The sequence below is a fragment of the Westiellopsis prolifica IICB1 genome (assembly GCF_004323185.1).
Taxonomy (GTDB): domain Bacteria; phylum Cyanobacteriota; class Cyanobacteriia; order Cyanobacteriales; family Nostocaceae; genus Pelatocladus; species Pelatocladus prolificus_A.
The window spans coordinates 2,170,579-2,189,859 of record NZ_NAPS01000002.1 but is presented as its reverse complement, the minus strand read 5'-3'; the positions used below and the strand labels follow the sequence as shown (position 1 = coordinate 2,189,859).

Below are 19,281 nucleotides of genomic sequence, written 5' to 3'. Positions count from 1 at the left end.
CAAGTAGCCGCAGAAGCGTCTACGTGTCTACCGTAAGGTAGTGCGCCAAGAACAAGAGAAAAAGAGAATTTGAGAAGTTAATTCACCTAGCAAAGTTGGGTTGGTGGACTACTAGGTGCAAGATTTAAGTTTGGGCATTTTCTGCAAGTTAACAAATTAAGATCATGGGAAACTGGATTGGTAGTAGTTGGGTAGCTTGGTTAACAACTTTTTTAGCATCTGTGGGAATCTTGTGTGGAGCTGCTTTTACTTCTTCCGATTCTCAGACAAAAACAACTCTTTCACATTTTTCCTATCGTATATTCGATCGCAACTCTATTAACGAAGCTGATATCTGGAAAGAACTACGTCCTCCTCGCAAAATCGAAATTGATTTGTCAAAACAGCGCTTATATGCTTGGGAAGGTAGCCAACTTGTATACTCTATGCGAGTTTCCACAGGTAAGCGTTCGACTCCCACAAAAAAGGGTAAGTTTATGATTGGCTCAAAGCATCGCTCTACCAGAATGCGGGGACCGGGCTATGATATTTCTGGTGTTCCTTATACTATGTATTTTTACGAAGGATATGCAATTCATGGTGCTTTTTGGCATAGTAATTTTGGAACACCAGTTAGCCATGGATGTGTAAATTTACCAGTAAAGGAAGCTCGTAAGCTTTTCAATTGGGCTGATGTGGGAACGGTCGTTGTAGTCCATAAGTAATTAATTTTGTTTAGATACTTAACGGCTATAAGATCTAAACTTTTGTCGTTAGGTCACAACTTATACCAATTCTTCGTGAAGCTGCATAGAATTTTACCCCTCCCCAACCCTCCCCTTGCTAAGGGGAGGGTGCGCCTTAGCGCGGGTGGGGTCTTTGTATGCGTCTTCATATTAAATTGGTATTAGTGTCGTTAGGTCACAACTTAGTGTCGTTAGGTCACAACTTAGTGTCGTTAGGTCACAACTTAGTGTCGTTAGGTCACAACATAGTGTCGTTACGTCACAACTTAGTGTCGTTAGATCCTTATCAAATTTTTAAATCTAATAAAGCCAGACGAATTTGCTCTATACGCCTACGGTTAACTCCGAGATCCGATTCTCCCACACGAGATGCTGAACGCAGATGAATTACTGACTCGTTGGGAGGAAAATAAAATTCTACATCATCAACAAATTTGAAGATGCGACTTTTTGAAAGAGCGTGAATGTAATTATCTGTCTGTTCTATGACCTCTGTTCGGGGAACAACGCTGAGAACTTTTAGTAAGGTTTCTCGTGCTGTGTTGCGATCTACATGATATGCTATTGGGTCAATGGCGTGTTTAGAGTCAGCATCTTGACTCACCACACAGTTGTTGGAAGCTGGACAAGAACTAAGATAACCATTGGCGACTCCCAAGCCAGAAGCATAAGCCCAAGTAGCAGCAGGAAGTATTGACAGGGTTAGGAAGATGACAAGGGCGAGACTCCACAAGAGTCGCTGTGTAAACTCTCTTAGCAGACTGAACATGATAAATTCACTCCTCAATTAATAGCACTTTCCTTATAATAGGTAGCATTATTTCCAAAAAACACAATTTGCGCGAAAGGGTCTTTTCAGCAAGGTTATATGGCTCTCGTAGTCGCAAAAACAAAAAGCTACTTGATAATGTAGCCAAAGCTGTACAAGATGCGGAAAAATCTACCTAAATTAGTTGGCATTGAGTAGGTTTGGGGATATATTGTCAAAGTAATCAAAAACATTGGAGGTCGAGCAATGTTACTTAGTTTCAAGACAGCATTGATACCAAACAACAAACAGCAAACATCATTTAAAAAAGCTTGTGGCGTGGCGCGTCATGCTTATAACTGGGCTAATGCTCACGTTAAAGAAGTGTTAGAACTTCGCAAAGATGACAAGTCAATTAAGATACCATCAGCAATTGATTTACATAAAAAATTGATTGCTGATTTTATTTTGCCCTTCTGACCCTGAACCATTTGGGTTGCAACTTCAACTAATCCCTATTAGGGATTGAAACAAACATTGCTTCTACCGCAGCAAGTCTTTCTTGCTTGTTGCAACTTCAACTAATCCCTATTAGGGATTGAAACAAGCTCCCCGTGGTGGGTGCTGATGAAGCGAACGTTGCAACTTCAACTAATCCCTATTAGGGATTGAAACTACTACGTTCAACATAACGGAGTTTTAACTAAAGTTGCAACTTCAACTAATCCCTATTAGGGATTGAAACCAATTCTGTATGAAGATGTGCTGACGCGCAGGAAATAAAAAACAAACCGCAAAGGACGCAAAGGACGCGAAGAGAAGATGTATAGAGAGAATTTAGCGCAGTTTCATAAAGAAACGATATAAAGCTACGCCATCGCTCCCTAAAACAGATATTTCTAGCAAGAATAAGACCAAAATCACAGACTTGTCTGTCCTAAATCACAAATTTTTATCTGGAAAATTTCTGTAAAAACTTGGAGATTTATATAGAGGTAGACAGTATACAGTTGTGTAGAATCAACCTCAAACATGATTTTATAGATAATTAAGTTCCAGGAATATCAATGATCAACCGTGTTTTGGATTTGATTTTTATAGATTCCTTTGCGTTTGTCATTAATACAATGTTTGGTAAATTGCTTAAAACTAAAATATGCAATTATGCGAGTGACGGACAAGATAAACACTGTATTGAAGATGAAGAAAATACACAATAGGCTAATGATGAAGGATTTGCAGAAAACTTTTATTTTCACTAGATCAAATTATGACCAATGAGGACATGTAGAGACGCGAAATTTCGCATCTACAAGCAGGGATCGCACCCAATACGTTTCAGTTAAAAATTTTTCGTCACCATTTTGGACATGTGGAGACGCAAAATTTCGCGTCTCTACAAGGTTTAAATGTCAATCGATATGTCTTATTCAAACGTATTGCGATCGCCCCGACTAATCACTAACTCAATTGTGCTACGAGTTGATTTTCCAACAGAGTTTCATTTGTAAGTAAATCCTCAACGGTGATTCGCAAAAATCTTTGTTCATCAACTAAAAATAGGATTTTAATGCGATCGCTCCCTGGAAATCCTAGTGGTGTCAAATTCGCAATTGTCCTCGCTCCATCTCGATCATTGAGGGGTTTGACAGTTGTTATACCACTATCAAGACGACGGGTGATCATGCGATCGCCATCAAAATAAACTTCTGTTGCACCTGTGTCTGTCCCCAATTCGCCCATAATTAATTCAATGCTGGGCTGACTTTCTACAGAAGCACCCAAAACTACCTGTACTGGTTGAGTCATCGGATAAGGTTGTCCCTCTCTGATAATCGGATGCCAACTGTGTCTATTGTTACGCCTATCCCAATACCGAATACCGTAACTGTGGTAGAGAAAGTCTTTGATTTCGACGCCTTGAGTGATTTGCAAAGCACCTTGGGCTATGGCTTCAAACGGGCGATCGCATCGAATTTTATCTTGTGTAAAATATTGCTTTACCCATGTCTGTACCGCTGGTATTTGTACGGTACCACCAACCAATAGCACAGCATTAATATCCCCAACTTCAATTCCTTGGCGTCGTGCTTGTTGTAGTAGCTGAGTCATCGACTCATCAAGGCGTTCAAAAAACGAGTGTTCTCTCAGGATACCTTCCAACGTCTCCCGATTTAATTCCAACTCATAACTTTCAAAGGTTTCATCGTTGAAATAAACTTCACTCGCTTGAGTTTGAGTTGAGAGTTGAATTTTTACCTTTTCCGCCAGTCGCATTGTTAAAGGACTAACGGATAAACCTTGAGTTGTGGCAAAATAATCAACTATCCAATTATCCAAATCCGAACCACCTAAATTTTGTCCAGCTTTAGCCAAGACACGAGCAGTTTTCACCTTTTGTTTGGAGTCTTCTGCTAAAGATTTATTACCAAACTTGAGTAAAAACCCAATCGGTTTACTGGCGATTTTGGTACTTTGATCCAACTGCACTAAGGATAAATCTAACGTACCACCGCCAAAGTCAATTACCAAGAGAATTTCTTGGTCTGCCATACCATAACCTAAAGCGGCGGCTGTTGGTTCATCGAGCATCCGCACCTGTTCTACTGGTAATGCTTGACAAACTTTGCCCAACCAGTAACGATAAGCTTCAAAACTATCCACAGGTACGGTTAATACTAGTGATTCCAATCCCCCTTGCATGGGTTCTAATTGGGTAATTACCTGGTTGAGGAACCATTGTCCCACTTGTTCAAAAGTAACTATTTGTCCATCTAATTCGGGTAAGAAACCTTGGATTTCTGTACCGATACCCCGTTTGAAAGTACGGAAAAAGCGGGGATCATTTTTCAAGTCTAAACCGCGATCGCGCACTTGTTGCCCAACCAAAACTTGCCCTTGAGCAGCATCTTCCACATAAAGCAAACTGGGGATCAGTGGCGGATTCAGACTTTGTTGAACTGATAAACCAGGTAGATTGAGAGTTTCTGACTCTTTGGTGACAGGATTCCAACGAGTAATAACAGTGTTACTTGTACCAAAATCGATTGCGATCGCCATATCTAGTAATTTTGCGCTTTTGTTGCCAAGACGCAAATAGCTACTTCACCTTTATTAAAAATTATTCTGCAATAGCCACCAAGAACGCAAATAGGCGATCGCTTCTTCTTTGTGCTTCGCTTCCACTTCAATCCAAGGTGCTTGGCGATATACACTCGGCATGGCAATAATTAAATCACTATGCTTTCTATCATTAAAAGCTTCTTCCCCATTAGAAATATGAACTAATTGCCATTCAGGATTAGTCCAAGTTTGTTGAGCAGCGTAAAACATTTCTGTCACACTGGGATCATCATAACTATCTAAATTTTCGTGACAGATATGATGATGAGCATCGAATACCAATGGCACACCAGTACGTTGACAAACCTCTAAAATTTCGCTTGCACTGTAAGCATACTCATCATTTTCCAAAGTCAAGCGACTTTTGATGTTTTCTGGTAGCTGGGAAATTACTTCCACCAACTGTTCGACTCGTTGAGATTTCCCACCGTGAATATTCATCAACGACCAAGAAGAAACAGGTAAACCCAACAAGTCTAATGTTCTAGCATGTCGTTCTAAAATTTTAATACTTGTTGTCACTACCTGCGGCGAATCAGAACTTAACACCACATATTGATCAGGGTGCAGCACCATTCTGATCCCCAGTTGACTTGCCCGTTGTCCAATTTTACTTAAATCATCACTCATTTCCTCAAGTAGATTGGCGCCGACTTCATCCTCCCAATCACTCAACGGGAATAAACCAGAAGACATCCGATAAAGTCGAATATTATACTGTTGACAAAAAGTTAATGCTCCATCCAGACGTTGTAAGTTATCTCGATATAATTCTTTGAGGGTACTAACGCGCTGTTCCTCACTTAGTTGTAAATAGCGAGTGCGCGTAATCGTCCGAAAGCGCACCTGTTTAGAAAAGGTGATGCAAACCAATCCTAAATACGGCGGGGTATCTTGAGGTTTGGACTGTACAACTGGGAGATTGTCTAACTCAACTGGGGTCATTCGATTTTGGATTTTGGAGTCATCTGTTTCGATTTAACTAATTTTTGCCAGTGAATAATGAGTATCTGAAGGTAGAAACTTTCCTGAGACTGATGGAAATAGCGGTTTCCTCCCCTAGTGCATAATTGGCGAGTAAAACTTTTGCGCCAATGATCCATGACAACAACACTATATTTGACCGAACCAGGAACTATGGTTCGCTATCGCAACGAGTCGCTAGTAATTATCAGAAAAGAACAATCAAAAAACTGTCGTTTAGCTGAAGTAGATTTATTAGTTGTTTTACCAGGGGTTCAGTTCACCGATGTTGCAATTTCTAAATTACTCGACAAAAGCATTGAAACTATTTTTCTGCGCCAAGATGGTCATTTTCGCGGACGGTTACAAGGTAATTATGCGACAAATCCTGCCATTCGCATTTCTCAGTATCGTATCTTAGAAAGTGCTTTTGGTATGGCATTGGCGCAAAAATTGGTGATGGGGAAAATTCGTAATCAACGGGTATTATTGCAACGTCGCAACCGTGCTTCCCAAGGACAAATAGCTGAATTAGCAGAGGCTATCAATTTAATTAACACCTATTCTTACAATTTACATAACAACTCTACCCTATTAAACCGTAGTGAATTGATGGGTGTCGAAGGAATTTGCGCTCGTACATATTATCAAGCATTGCGATATTGGTTTCCTCCTCAATGGAATTTTACCGGACGTAATCGCCGTCCGCCACTTGACCCGATTAATGCACTGCTGAGTTGGGGATATGGAGTATTGTTAGCACGGGTGTTTTCTGCTTGCGTACAGGTTGGACTCGATCCATATTTGGGTTTTTTCCATGCGACAGAACCCTACCGTCCCAATTTAGTCTTGGATGCGATGGAGGAATTTAGACCCGTTATCGTAGACCAAGCGGTAATTTCAATTATCCAATCTGATGTGTTAACACCAGAGGATTTTCATACATCACCTGATGGTGTTGGTGTTTGGGTCGGTGATGTGGCGAAAAAGCTATTTTTGGCAGAGTTGGAAAAGCAATTCCGTAATACTGTTTTGTATCCACCACAAAACCGTCACCTGAGTATGAGTCAAATTATCTTAGAACAAGCTCGGAGTTTGGGACGGTGTTTGGTGGAGTTAAGTTTAGCTGAATCAAAAAGAAGCCCCGCGCTCTAACGCTTAGTTGAGCGTCGGGATGAATTTTTGGACGATGACGAATTGACCCACAATCAAATTAATCCGCTATTCCTTGACAGGACAGTGGGTCGATGAGGAATCGCCATTTTTAACTTTGAGTGAATCGATAAAGTCTTCAATTACATGAGTCATAGTTTTATCGCTTTGACTTGCATATAATCGTAATTTATTTAATCTGCGCTCAGATATTCTTAAATTTAATGTTTTGTTTTTCATGATTGCCAGTACAACGTCGTTACATTTATGTGATCCTAAACATAGGTCGATAACAAAAATAAAGTAATGAAAACTTCATACCAGTACAAAATCAAACCTACTAAAGAGCAAGCAGAGAAGATTGATAAGACGCTAGAAATGTTGCGTTGTCAATACAACTATTTGCTTGCCCAAAGGTTTGACTGGTATGAAATGAATCGTTGCCCTATTGATAGATGCCCGTTAATTTGCCATCTACCAGAGCTAAAAGAACAACCTAATTACTACAACCAAAAGGCATCTTTGGTTCAACTCAAAGTAGATAGACCTTGGTACAAAGATATTCACTCTCAAGTATTGCAAGAAGTCTCTAAAAAAGTTGAACTAGCTTTTGATAGATGGTTAAAGGGTGATATTAACGGTAAGAAGTCAGGTAAACCAAGATTTAAGGGTAAAGGGCAGTACAAAACTTTTACTTATACCCAATTCAAACAGCATCACTTTGTTAACAACAAAATTACGTTGTCAAAAATTGGGGATATCAAAGTAATTGTCCACCGTCCAATACCTGATGGATTTGACATTAAAACTGTATCTGTTACCAAAAAAGCAGGCGGGTACTATGTAACCCTAAGTCTTGATGACAAAACGGTTCCCACGATTAAACCTGACTTTAACCCTGATAACATTGTTGGGATTGATGTTGGTTTAATTGATTTTTATGTCGCTTCTGACAATACTAGGATTGCCGCACCGAAGCATTTACGCAAAGCTGAACGTAAGTTAAAGTCAGCACAACGTAGAGTATCAAGGCGTAAAAAAGGTTCTAATCGTCGTAGAAAGGCTATTCAAAAACTGGGGAAACAGCATAAAAAGGTTGCTGATACTCGCAAAGATTTTCACTTTAAAACAGCTAAAGCGTTGCTTAATAAGTATGATGTTGTTGCTGTTGAAAAATTGAATATCAAAGGACTAGTTAAAACAAGACTGGCAAAAAGTATTAATGATGCTGGATGGGGTCAGTTTGTATCAATACTTTCAAACAAAGCCGAAAATGCTGGTTTGAAGGTAATAGCTGTTAATCCAAACGGCACAAGCCAAGAATGTTCTAGTTGTGGACACAAAGTCAAAAAGCCGCTATCTCAAAGAATGCACAATTGTCCTGTTTGTCATATAAGTTTGTGCAGGGATTTGAACGCGGCTATAAACATAAAGAACCGTGGGACGCACGGTCTTAAAGCTCAATTAATGTCCTCAAAGAGGAGTCATTGAGAAGCCCGCGCTGTACTCGAAGAGTCAGCGACGGGTACGTCACAGTATGAGGCGTTTGTAATCAAATGACTAAACTGTGGTTGGTTTGCTATGACATCGCTGATGACAAACGTCGTCATAAGTTAGCAAAACTCTTGGAACAAAATTGTCAGCGTGTTCAATATTCGGTGTTTGAATGTCCGTTGGATACAAATATTTTGAGCCATCTTTTAGTAATGCGCTGGCTACCTTTACTCAAACTTAGCGAGGATAATCTGCGCGTTTATCCCCTTGATGCAACGGCAAAACAGCAGGTGCGAGTATATGGTAGTGCCGCACCATACGAAGTCCCAGATTATTTAATTTTGTAAAGACTAGAGTTTGGAAATTAACGGGGATATGAAGGCTGAAACTGCCTGCATATCTACTTTTTCACGAATGTAACCAATTGTAAAGAGAAGCGTGAAAATGACGCAGTGAGGATTCAGAACTATGAATGAGCCAAAGTTTATAAATCAAAGAAAAGTTAGATTTTTTAGTTTGACTCGTGGCTGTTTTGCTGTAATATGAAAGCTGAAAGTAATTTTTGGCGCTAAATGTTTTTTGAGATGTGTACTGTACAACTAGGTTACATCGCTGCTTCCGTACGTTGGCGCAACTGCACCTTGAAAACTAAATATAGCAAGAGTTTCCACAGGGTAGGGTCGTAGACTACCTTCACCCCTAACGGGGACGGAAACTTTAAAGAGAAGATAGTAGGTAAAAATAAAGTTACCTCCGTCGTAGACTACCTTCACCCCTAACGGGGACGGAAACACGAGAACAATTAGAGCGTGAGCCGCATCATACTCCCTATGAGTCGTAGACTACCTTCACCCCTAACGGGGACGGAAACAGAACCGTTCGAGAGCCGAGATACGACACGAGTTCGGGTCGTAGACTACCTTCACCCCTAACGGGGACGGAAACTCTACCTCCCCTGATGCACCGAGCACCTCCTCGACGTCGTAGACTACCTTCACCCCTAACGGGGACGGAAACCGAGTGAGACTCAAACTTGCCATTCGTCATGTGAACGGTCGAGGTCGTAGACTACCTTCACCCCTAACGGGGACGGAAACCAATTGATTTGGTGATACTTTAAGCTGCGTTTGCTCTGACTAAGAACCGCGATAAATTTAATTGTGATTTGCGATCGCGTAGCAGCTGCTTTGCACCATCGCTTTGACGTTTGTGACGAATGTCGTTTCATTCATAAAGAACGTCGCGACGTTAGCCACAAACGTCGTGATGTTCTTTATGAACGTCGCGACGTTAGCCACAAACGTCGCGACGTTAGCCACAAACGTCGTGACGTTAGCCACAAATGTCGCGACGTTAGCCACAAACATCGCGACGTTAGCCACAAATGTCGCGATGTTCTTTATTAGGACTTACGCAAGTGTCACACTCAACCTATTTTGCAGAGTGAATTACATTAGTTAGAAGACTCTCTCAGGACTTACGCAAAACATAACGCGCATTAGAGGTAATTCATGAATTACCTCTACGCAAGAATAAGGTTTTCGGTCACATCTTGCGTAAGTCCTGTCTCTCAAACATCAGCGTTATGACTGTTGTCACTCCCGTTGTCAAACCTGTTAGCCAAATGCAACTTGCTCCTGGTAGCACAATTACCATTCCCAATGTGAGTTGGCAAGAATTTGAGTCAATTTTGCACGAATTAGGAGAAAAACGAAGTGCAAGAATAGCCTATAGCAAAAATACTCTAGAAATGATGGTTCCTTTACCCGAACATGAAATTCCCAGAGACCTCCTTTCTGATATTGTTAAAACGTTATTGAAGGCTCAGGGTATTAAATTTCAACCTTTTGGTTCTACCACTTTTAAAAAAGAAGGAACCGCAGGAGTAGAACCAGATGCTTGCTTTTATATTCAGAATTATCAACGCATGATAGGACGTCGCCGCCTGCAACCGGAAGACCCACCACCAGATTTAGCAATAGAAATAGATGTAACTTCTAAAACTACTCTTGAAGCTTATCGAGCAATTGGTGTCCCAGAAGTCTGGGTTTATGACAGTGGTAAATTTACAATTTATGTGCTGAGTCAAGGAATTTATCTAAGATCTGATACCAGTCCCCATTTTGAAAATATCCCACTCACACAAATTATTCCTGCTTTAGTAGAACGCGCTTGGCAAGTAGGAAATCTCCAAGCTTTGGAAGAATTTGAAATACAAATAACAAATGACCAATGACTATTGCAGGACTTACGCAACATGTGACAGAAAACCTTATTCTTGCGTAGCGGTAATTCATGAATTACCGCAAATGCGCGTTATGTTTTGCGTAAGTCCTGTATTGTACAGACGCGATTAATCCTATTGTACAGACGCGATTAATCGCGTCTCTACCAATGATAATTTACCAATTTATGCTAAATTCCTTCATTCCCCCATCCAGATTTTTTCCCTATCTTACTTGGCAAGATATTGAAAACATGCCAGAGAAACAAAATGTTGTCATCATTCAACCCATTGGTGCAATTGAACAACATGGTTTGCACTTACCATTAATTGTCGATTCCGCAATTAGTATAGCCGTTTTAGGCAAAGCATTATCTAAATTAGATGCCGATATTCCAGCCTACGCCTTACCTAATATTTATTACGGCAAATCAAACGAACATTGGCATTTCCCCGGTACTATTACCCTAAGTTCCCAAACACTAATTTCTTTCTTGATGGAAGTTGGCGAAAGCATTTATCGGGCAGGTTTTCGGAAATTAGTATTTATGAATTCTCATGGTGGACAACCGCAAATTATAGAAATAGTCGCTAGAGATTTACATATTAAATATAATGAGTTTTGGATTTTTCCTTTATTTACTTGGCGAGTACCAAACATAGCCAAAGAATTGCTCACACCCAAAGAATTAGAATTCGGTATTCACGCTGGAGATGCAGAAACTTCTTTGATGTTAGCAATTTTACCCGAACAAGTAAAAATGGCAAACGCAGTTACTGAGTATCCGCAAAATCTACCCACAGATAGCGTTCTGAGCATGGAAGGAAAGTTACCCTTTGCTTGGGCAACAAAAGACTTATCCCAAAGTGGCGTACTCGGAGATCCAAGCACAGCAACAAAAGAAAAAGGCGATCGCATCTGGGAATCATTAGCCGATGGTTGGGTACAAACTATCAAAGACATCTACAAATTTCAACTAGCTCCATAACAAGAGAATCAAAAATACACCATCCAAGATCCCCCACTTCTTTAAGAAGTCGGGGATCTAGACTTTAAATCCCCAATCCCCTTTTTCCAACCAGACACAAAGTAATAGTTGAGATTAATCTTTGTTTACAAAATAAATGTCCTTAAACAGCACTTTCTAGGTTAATTGAGTTCCAGAATCAATAAAGTTAGTTAATTTTTTGCATTAAAAGGAGGTTAAGAGTAGAATAAAGATTACAATTAGAAATCCTAAGTGAAGTAGTTTTTCTCACAACTGAATGAAGAAATGAACAATCACTGCAACATCTCTCGTCGCAGTCGGGGTGCTTTTGTGCGTGCATTGCATACTGCTGTAGAGGGGAGGGCTAGGTATAAGATCAATGGGTTGCAAGGCTCGGAAGCTTTCAAGAAATACCTAGAGTTAAAGTTGTCAGAGGTGCAGGGTATTACACAAGTAAATGCCAATCCCTCTAGTGGTAATGTTCTGGTACTCTACCAACCAGAACATAGTGTTTTAGCGCTTGCTGCACAGATTGAACGCCTGGTTATAGAGTATGCTAAACAAAGTCAGCACTCTATAGTCGGGGCAACAAAAAAAATCAACCGATTTCCGAAAAAGGCGAAAAAATTACCTGCAAGCAACAAAAAATCCAATCAGCTGACAGCTAATACTCATCAACAACAAATAGCTACTTGGCATCTGAAAGACACTGATGCAGTCATTACGGAGTTAAAAACTTCCCAAGAATCAGGATTAACAACCAAGAAAGCAGAACAAAAGCTGAAAAAATACGGGCCAAATGCTTTACCGGAAGCTGATCCCCGCTCCGGGTTAAGTATGTTTATTGACCAGTTTAAATCTTTACCCGTAGGACTTTTAGCTGTAGCGGCTGGTGTTTCAGTTGCTACCGGGGGTTTGGTCGATGCTGTGGTAATTATGGGGGTGGTGGTGATCAATGCTGCCATTGGTTACGCCACAGAAAGCAATTCGGAAAAGGTGATTCGTTCCCTGAAGAATTTAGTTAATCCTACGGCGTTTGTACTTCGCGATCGCAACATTGTAGAAATTAGCGCTCAAGAAATCGTCATCGGGGATATTCTGATTCTCAAACCCGGTAGTTATGTACCAGCAGATGCCAGACTCTTAGAAGCTCGTCACCTCAGTATAGATGAGTCGGCACTGACTGGTGAGAGTATGCCCGTGACTAAATCGGCTCAGACTCTAGTTGGTGAAAATATTGCCTTGGGCGATCGCACCAACATGGTTTACATGGGAACCCTAGTTACTGGTGGACAAGGAACGGCGGTAGTAGTTGCCACAGGTAAATACACCGAGATGGGCAATATCCAAATGATGGTCAGTGAGGCCACATTGCCCGAAACGCCGATGGAAAAACAGCTAGACCGAGCCGGTAGCCAGCTAGTTATGGTATCCGGTGCAGTATGTGCCTTATTCTTTGGTATTGGCATCCTGCGCGGTAATAGTTTACTGCAAATGCTCAAATCATCGATTTCTCTAGCAGTAGCAGCAGTTCCCGAAGGTTTACCCACAGTTGCAACTACAACTCTGGCTTTGGGGATCGCTAACATGAGGAAACACAACGTCCTCATTCGGCGTTTGGATGCGGTAGAAACCCTGGGTTCTGTGCAGACAATCTGCATGGATAAAACTGGAACAATCACCGCTAACCGGATGACAGTTGTAGAACTGTGTACAGATAACAAGTGTATCCAAGCATCTGCTGACGAATTGCTTTTGGGTAACGAAGCAGTTAATCCCTATGAAAACGAACAGCTTCTCAAGCTGATTCATGTCTTAACCCTATGCAACGAAAGCGAAGTTGAAAAAGAAGGTGATGAGTACAGCGTCAGAGGTTCCGCCACTGAAAATGCTCTGATCGATGTTGCGATTAAAGGAGGAGTGAATGTCCCCAGTCTGCGAGCCAATTATCCCCGACTGAAGATCAATCACCGTTCCCAAGAACGCAATTATATGGCGACACTACACGCCACCCCAGACGAAAAGCAAAAGCTAATCGCCGTCAAAGGTAGTCCCTCAGAAGTTCTCAGTCTGTGCAATTGGCAAATTCAGAACGGAGAAAAAGTTCCCCTCACCGAAGCAGACAGACAAGCCATTGAAAACGACAACGATGATATGGCTGGTAAGGCGCTGCGGGTATTAGGAGCCGCTTACCAACTTGATGACACCGAAAATATCCATACTCGCGATTTAATCTGGCTAGGATTGGTCGGTATGATCGATCCCATCAGAAATGGCGTCCAAGGATTGATGGGAGGTTTCCATCAAGCGGGGATCGATACAGTCATGATTACTGGGGATCAAAGCCCAACAGCTTACGCCATTGGTAAAGAACTAAATCTGAGCAAAGGCGAACAACTGCAAATTCTCGACTCCACCCACCTGAACAACCTCGAACCAGAGGTAATGAAAGGACTTTTGCATCGCGTCCATGTTTTTGCCAGAATCAGTCCTGCCAACAAATTGCAAGTTGTGCAAGCATTGCAGAGTAGCGGTAAAGTAGTGGCAATGACGGGCGATGGTATTAACGACGCCCCAGCGTTAAAAGCTGCTGACGTCGGGATCGCCATGGGACATACTGGTACAGATGTTGCTCGTGAAGTTGCAGACGTCATCCTGGAAGACGATAATCTGGAAACCATGATTATTGCCGTCAGCCACGGACGGACAATTTATAACAACATCCGCAAATCTGTCCACTACCTGCTGTCTACCAACGCCAGCGAAATCATGGTGATGTTAGCAGCAACTACAGCTGGTATTGGTCATCCCCTGACAGCCATACAACTATTGTGGGTGAATTTGGTATCAGACATCTTCCCAGCTTTAGCCTTAGCAATGGAAGCACCAGAACCGGATGTGTTGCTCACACCACCCCGTGATCCCAAGGAACCAATCATTAGAAGTTCAGACTTTGGTAGAATCCTTCTAGAATCAGCAGCATTGTCTGCTAGCACCTTAGCAGCCTACTGGTATGGAATCAGCCGTTATGGTTTCGGCCCACAAGCCAGCACCATCGGGTTCATGAGTTTGACAATCGCTCAACTGTTGCATACCTTTACCTGTCGTTCGCAGACTCATACAATCTTCAGCAAGCAAAAACTACCGCCGAACAAATACTTAAATATGGCGATAGGTGGCTCCTTAGCCCTCCAAGTTGTAGCTGCGATCGTACCTGGACTCAAAGGTCTGCTGCAAATCTCGCCAATCAACCTTGTTGATACTGCGGTAATCGGTAGTAGTGCTGTATTGCCATTCCTGTTCAATGAGGGTAGAAAGGAGATAGCAACTAGATATTTGCGAGGAGATCACAACTCCCCACGTTTACTTGCTGGTAGTCAAGATGACTCTGCTGTCACTCGGCAACTGGAAGCAGCAGAACAACAAGAAGTTGAGTTACAAACTGTTGCTGTTGTTGTCTCTTAATAAAGATAATCAACAAATCATTTAGTAGAGGTACGGTCATGCCGTACCTTTACGTTTAAGGTTAATTCTTAACCCTTTCAACATGGATCAAAATTCTCGACAATCAACTCCTCTGTTAGTTCTTATCTCTGTGTTCTCTGTGCCTCTGCGGTTAAATAAATAACTTTTAAACCGCAGAGAACGCAGAGAACGCAGAGGAATGCAGAGTTTTAGTTATGAATTAAGACAAAATTAAATATATGAAAAAAGATTTTATGTTTAGTTCGGAATCTGTTACGGAGGGACACCCGGATAAACTTTGCGATCAAATTAGCGATGCAATTGTTGATAAGTTCCTTCAGAAAGATCCTTATTCTCATGTAATTGCTGAATGTGCAGTTGCAACGGCGATAGTATTTATTGCTGCGAGATTTGAATCAGATGCAGTTGTAGATTTTACGAAAATTGCTAGAAAGGTAATTGAGCAAGTTGGTTATGATGAACCTGACTTTAATGCGAAAACTTGCAGTATTGTCACTAGTGTGAAAGAGTTACAATCTAGCAGCTACCGTTATTGGGATGCGAAGAAATTATCAGATGATGAAATAGAGTTAATTCCTGCTACAGATCAGGTGACAGTATTTGGTTTTGCTTGTAATCAAACTCCTGCTTTGATCCCACTTCCGATATGGTTGGCGCACCAATTAGCTAGGCGACTAACTACTGTGCGACACGAAAAAATACTTCCTTATATTGCACCGGATGGTAAAACTCAAGTCGGGATTGAATATCGCGATCGCAAACCCTACAGAATCCATAGTATTTCAATTCTGGCTAGTAAAAAGTCTAGTTCAAATATTGCTGATGAAAAAACACTCCAGCAAGAAGTAAAAGAGAGCATAATTGATCCTGTATTTGCAAAAGCTGAATTTCAGCCTGATGAAAAGACGAGAATCTTTATTGACTTTGACCAACCTTTTGCTATTGGCGGCCCGTCTGTACATTCGGGATTAACTGGCAGAAAAAATGCAATTGATACCTACGGAGAATATTCTCGCCACAGTGGTGCTGCTTTAAGTGGTAAAGATCCCACCCGAATAGATAGAGTTGGTGCTTATGCTGCACGCTATGCGGCGAAAAATGTCGTCGCAGCAGGTTTAGCAGAAGAATGTGAAGTGCAGCTGACTTATTCGATGGGATTGGCTAGACCTGTCAGCATTCAGGTAGAAACCTTTGGTACAGGCAAAATTTCCGATGAAGAAATTACGGTACTGTTGGAAAAGAATTTTGATTTTCGATTGGCGGGAATTATCAAGAAATTTAATTTACGGTTGTTGAGTGCGATCGCCAAAGGTGGCTTTTATCGTAAACTAGCCGTCTATGGTCATGTTGGTAGGATGGATCTGGGAAATGTGCCGTGGGAAGAGACAGATATGGTTAAGCCTTTACTAGGATGAAATCGTGATATTGGTGGTTAACTGCATACAGTGTAGGTAGTTCACGCCACCAAATATATGCCGATTTCTGTGTCTAACTCATTTTGCATAAGAATTGTAGAGGTTGAATAGCAGAGATTTACACACACGTTATTTTTGCATAATGTTATGATTAAATTATCGAGAATTATTTTCGGCTATGTGAATGAAATTTATATCTAAACAAACGCCTCTCCGAATCTAAATCTCTACATCTTTTGATTCAGGAGATTTTTTATGTCAATTTATATTAGTAATCTATCTGATGAAGTTGAAGAAAATGACCTCAAAGTGATTTTTTCTGAATATGGATATGTTAAGAAAATTCAAGTATCTTTGAATCAAAAAACTGGTGAGAAGAGAGGATTTGCGGTTGTCGAAATGGCTACAGCTACTGAGGAAACAGCAGCAATTCGAGCTTTGAGAGGTATTGAGTTGATGGGACATAGCCTCAAAGTTAATAGAGCTATGACTGAGTACAGCATTTGAGAAAGGTGTGTGGAGTGACTAGAGAATTGATAATTTAAAAAAATTATCTGGCTAAATAAAAAGTGGCAATCAGTTATCTAGATATTTAAACTTTTAATTATCAAGAATAATTGTGAAATCAATTACAAATTACTATCGTCATCTATGGTGAAATCGTCATCTGATTTCATCCAAATTTAGGATTGAAAATGCAACTTTTATTCAATAGGTCGAGTCAAGCGAATACAGCCACATATATTTGGAAATCTATCCAGGGTAAGCATACTTGTCCTTGCTGTTCATATGCTCTACTCTGTCATATACGTTTAGGAGGTATTTACTGGCGTTGTGGTCATTGTTATCAAGAAATACCTGCTTATAGCGTAGGATGAATGAGATCTACATTCGTGTGTTAGTGAAATAGATAAAAGGCTCAATATAGAATCTCATAAGCGTAAATCAATATTCTATGTTAGGGTTAAAGCATCGAGAATTATTTTCGGCTATGTGATTGACCACAATTAGCACCTCTCCGAATCTAAATCTCTACACCCTATTAGATATTGGAGATTCTTATGTCAATCTATGTCGCTAATCTCTCTGAAGAGGTTCAAGAATATGACCTCAAACAGATATTTTCAAAATATGGATCTGTCATTGAAGTTCGCTTGCCTAAATGTCGGCAAAGTGGTGAGAATAGAGGATTTGCTTTTGTAGAAATGGAAACAGACGCTGAAGAAGCAGCAGCAATTTACTCACTCTTAGGCACTGAATATATGGGTCATAATCTCAAAATTAATAAAGTATTACAAAGGTAGAGAAAAGATTATCGTCTCATTTATAACCTGTTGATTGCATGACAAGAATTTGATTTTTAGTTCAGATGAGTATGTTTACCTCTTGCTGGAAAATATTACTCTTGCGATCGCATGGTTTAATTTCTAAACCTCATTAATTACAAATTGTACTTAATTTAACGATTTCTATACTCCCATGAGGACTAAATGAATTTTGAAATGCCTCTAGTTGTCTCATCTAGCTTTGCTCGTTTTGTAGCTTTAGAAGTAGAGCCAAATTCATTAAGGAAAAAAGACATAATTAAATGTCTGAAAGCTTTAGGAATCAAAAATCCACAGCTTTTAAACCTTAAATGGAAAGAAGAATTATGGAGTTTGCTACAAACAACCGCAAACTTACTGCCTAGATCTCTAGTTAAACCTGCAATCTTGAAATACAAATTGCAAGACTATGAAAGTAACTAAATCTTCTGAGGAATTTCTTAAGGGTTATCCATGAAGTAATTGGGCTTGCGGAGCAATTTTAGTTATCACTTAACTATCTAATCCGTATATTTATATTGGGCATTAGTCACATAAATTAGTGTAGGTTACTTATCCAGATAAATAGTCCCAATAGAAGATTTACACTCCGCGTTTGCTTTAGAAAAAATGGTGTATTTGTGGCAAAAGTAAATTATAAACTAACAGGAAAATATCTCCCACCTCAAATATTTATTTTAGGAATATGTTTTGTTCCTGGAGTAACTGAAGTTAGCAGCGAACAGTTAACTGAAATACGGCGATTTATCAAGAGTGATCGTTTGCTTCAACATTATTTGGAGCAAAAAATTTTGATTATCCAAGACTGAAAATTTCACTGATTAAACTTGCTTCGCTTGATACTAACCTATTGTTGACCACAGCACAAAAGGTTTACCCCCGTACCAGATATGGTGCAAGGTAAAACCATTTCACGTTAATCACGATCCATATAAATTTTGTACCAGACGCGATATATCGCGTCTCTACAGGGTCTGTATTTGTATCAGGCTTTTCGTGAAATGGTATAAAACCCAGTACTAGGAACGGTGGTCTTAGTAATCGATGAAATTAAACGTGAATAAAAATTGAGGCGTTGCTTACTCATGAGTTTTAAGTACAAATGGAAAAATGGCTCTGTCCCTCCCCGTGATAAGGCAGCACGCAGCAAGTATCTACTAGAAGAAGGGCAATTTAACAACCAAAAAGATCGAAATCTCGCAGAACAAGAAGCTCGCAAGCACTTGGGTTTACCAACGCGAATCCCAGACGATGATCGCTCTATACTGGGGTATTCGCAAGACTGGTAACTAGAACTTAGCTAAATCGTCCCTCTAGAATAAGAGGACTTATGTTAGTTACACCACTAGACCTTTTATATACAGAGATAAGCCGAGTGGTGGAACTAAATTTTTGTGTGGCGATTCGCCCAGTCATAAGTAATCTTCGCAAATATTAAGTTAGAAGTATAGATAAATTATTTACAGGACTTACGCAAAAATTTCCCAAATCCTTAATTTATGGAACCGCCAAGACGCCTTAGACGCTTCTGCGGCTACCTGCGGAAGCCACTACCTACGGTAGACTTCTGCAAGTAGCCGCAGAAGCGTCTACGTGTCTACCGTAAGGTAGAACGCCAAGATTTCGTAGAGTGTGCG

The 19,281-nt window shown here is 40.5% G+C and carries 18 protein-coding genes, 1 pseudogene and 1 CRISPR repeat array; of the genes and pseudogenes, 15 read left to right on the top strand and 4 right to left on the bottom strand.

Annotated elements, in window-relative coordinates; genetic code table 11:
- Positions 1-164: 164 nt before the first annotated feature.
- Positions 165-704 carry a L,D-transpeptidase gene (locus B4U84_RS23735; protein WP_131120758.1) on the top strand — a complete coding sequence of 180 codons (540 nt, stop codon included), beginning with the start codon at positions 165-167 and terminating at the stop codon, positions 702-704.
- A 307-nt stretch (positions 705-1,011) separates the two neighbouring features.
- Here the strand turns inward: B4U84_RS23735 and B4U84_RS23730 are convergent, their stop codons facing one another.
- Positions 1,012-1,494, bottom strand: a complete 483-nt coding sequence (locus B4U84_RS23730) for a DUF1499 domain-containing protein (protein ID WP_131120757.1) — start codon at positions 1,492-1,494, stop codon at positions 1,012-1,014.
- An 80-nt stretch (positions 1,495-1,574) separates the two neighbouring features.
- On the opposite strand from B4U84_RS23730, the pseudogene B4U84_RS31695 reads away from it, so the two are divergent.
- Both B4U84_RS31695 and B4U84_RS23720 read left to right on the top strand, forming a co-directional pair.
- Positions 1,575-1,673, top strand: a pseudogene (locus B4U84_RS31695) (IS607 family transposase); the annotation flags it as partial.
- 67 nt (positions 1,674-1,740) lie between these two features.
- Complete coding sequence (locus tag B4U84_RS23720) at positions 1,741-1,953, top strand: helix-turn-helix domain-containing protein (protein WP_242677687.1); 213 nt, start codon at positions 1,741-1,743, stop codon at positions 1,951-1,953.
- Positions 1,954-2,934: 981 nt separating this feature from the next.
- Here the strand turns inward: B4U84_RS23720 and B4U84_RS23715 are convergent.
- Positions 2,935-4,533 carry an Hsp70 family protein gene (locus tag B4U84_RS23715; protein WP_131120756.1) on the bottom strand — a complete coding sequence of 533 codons (1,599 nt, stop codon included), beginning with the start codon at positions 4,531-4,533 and terminating at the stop codon, positions 2,935-2,937.
- A gap of 54 nt (positions 4,534-4,587) precedes the next feature.
- Positions 4,588-5,541, bottom strand: a complete 954-nt coding sequence (gene uvsE / locus B4U84_RS23710; RefSeq protein WP_131120755.1) for a UV DNA damage repair endonuclease UvsE — start codon at positions 5,539-5,541, stop codon at positions 4,588-4,590.
- A 156-nt stretch (positions 5,542-5,697) separates the two neighbouring features.
- On the opposite strand from uvsE, the gene cas1 reads away from it, so the two are divergent.
- From cas1 to cas2, 3 genes are all read left to right on the top strand, one after another.
- On the top strand, positions 5,698-6,714 hold the full coding sequence (gene cas1 / locus B4U84_RS23705; protein WP_131120754.1) for a CRISPR-associated endonuclease Cas1: 1,017 nt from the start codon (positions 5,698-5,700) through the stop codon (positions 6,712-6,714).
- Positions 6,715-7,017: 303 nt separating this feature from the next.
- Positions 7,018-8,202 carry an RNA-guided endonuclease InsQ/TnpB family protein gene (locus tag B4U84_RS23700; protein WP_131120753.1) on the top strand — a complete coding sequence of 395 codons (1,185 nt, stop codon included), beginning with the start codon at positions 7,018-7,020 and terminating at the stop codon, positions 8,200-8,202.
- Between the two features lie 65 nt (positions 8,203-8,267).
- On the top strand, positions 8,268-8,552 hold the full coding sequence (gene cas2, locus B4U84_RS23695) for a CRISPR-associated endonuclease Cas2 (RefSeq protein WP_131120752.1): 285 nt from the start codon (positions 8,268-8,270) through the stop codon (positions 8,550-8,552).
- Positions 8,553-8,884: 332 nt separating this feature from the next.
- A CRISPR array of direct repeats spans positions 8,885-9,302; the repeat unit is 37 nt; unit sequence GTCGTAGACTACCTTCACCCCTAACGGGGACGGAAAC.
- Positions 9,303-9,359: 57 nt separating this feature from the next.
- Here the strand turns inward: cas2 and B4U84_RS23690 are convergent.
- Positions 9,360-9,572, bottom strand: coding sequence for a hypothetical protein (locus B4U84_RS23690; RefSeq protein ID WP_131121048.1), 213 nt, complete (start codon positions 9,570-9,572; stop codon positions 9,360-9,362).
- Between the two features lie 218 nt (positions 9,573-9,790).
- Between B4U84_RS23690 and B4U84_RS23685 the strand changes: the two genes are divergently transcribed.
- The 9 genes from B4U84_RS23685 to B4U84_RS23640 all read left to right on the top strand — a co-directional run bounded on the left by B4U84_RS23685 (position 9,791) and on the right by B4U84_RS23640 (position 18,933).
- A complete protein-coding gene (locus B4U84_RS23685) occupies positions 9,791-10,441 on the top strand; it encodes a Uma2 family endonuclease (protein ID WP_131120751.1) in 651 nt (216 codons plus the stop codon).
- A gap of 176 nt (positions 10,442-10,617) precedes the next feature.
- Entirely contained in the window at positions 10,618-11,418 is an 801-nt protein-coding gene (locus B4U84_RS23680) for a creatininase family protein (RefSeq protein ID WP_131120750.1), read from the top strand.
- 285 nt (positions 11,419-11,703) lie between these two features.
- Positions 11,704-14,883, top strand: a complete 3,180-nt coding sequence (locus B4U84_RS23675) for a cation-translocating P-type ATPase (RefSeq protein ID WP_131120749.1) — start codon at positions 11,704-11,706, stop codon at positions 14,881-14,883.
- 239 nt (positions 14,884-15,122) lie between these two features.
- Positions 15,123-16,319, top strand: coding sequence for a methionine adenosyltransferase (metK, locus tag B4U84_RS23670; protein WP_044451209.1), 1,197 nt, complete (start codon positions 15,123-15,125; stop codon positions 16,317-16,319).
- A 255-nt stretch (positions 16,320-16,574) separates the two neighbouring features.
- A complete protein-coding gene (locus tag B4U84_RS23665) occupies positions 16,575-16,826 on the top strand; it encodes an RNA recognition motif domain-containing protein (RefSeq protein WP_017311624.1) in 252 nt (83 codons plus the stop codon).
- A 554-nt stretch (positions 16,827-17,380) separates the two neighbouring features.
- Positions 17,381-17,623: an RNA recognition motif domain-containing protein gene (locus tag B4U84_RS23655; protein ID WP_017311623.1), complete on the top strand. Its 243-nt coding sequence runs from the start codon at positions 17,381-17,383 to the stop codon at positions 17,621-17,623.
- A gap of 186 nt (positions 17,624-17,809) precedes the next feature.
- Positions 17,810-18,067, top strand: a complete 258-nt coding sequence (locus B4U84_RS23650) for a hypothetical protein (protein WP_131120748.1) — start codon at positions 17,810-17,812, stop codon at positions 18,065-18,067.
- Between the two features lie 197 nt (positions 18,068-18,264).
- Positions 18,265-18,453, top strand: coding sequence for a hypothetical protein (locus B4U84_RS23645; protein ID WP_017311621.1), 189 nt, complete (start codon positions 18,265-18,267; stop codon positions 18,451-18,453).
- 276 nt (positions 18,454-18,729) lie between these two features.
- A complete protein-coding gene (locus tag B4U84_RS23640) occupies positions 18,730-18,933 on the top strand; it encodes a hypothetical protein (protein ID WP_017311620.1) in 204 nt (67 codons plus the stop codon).
- The last annotated feature ends 348 nt before the right edge of the window (positions 18,934-19,281 follow it).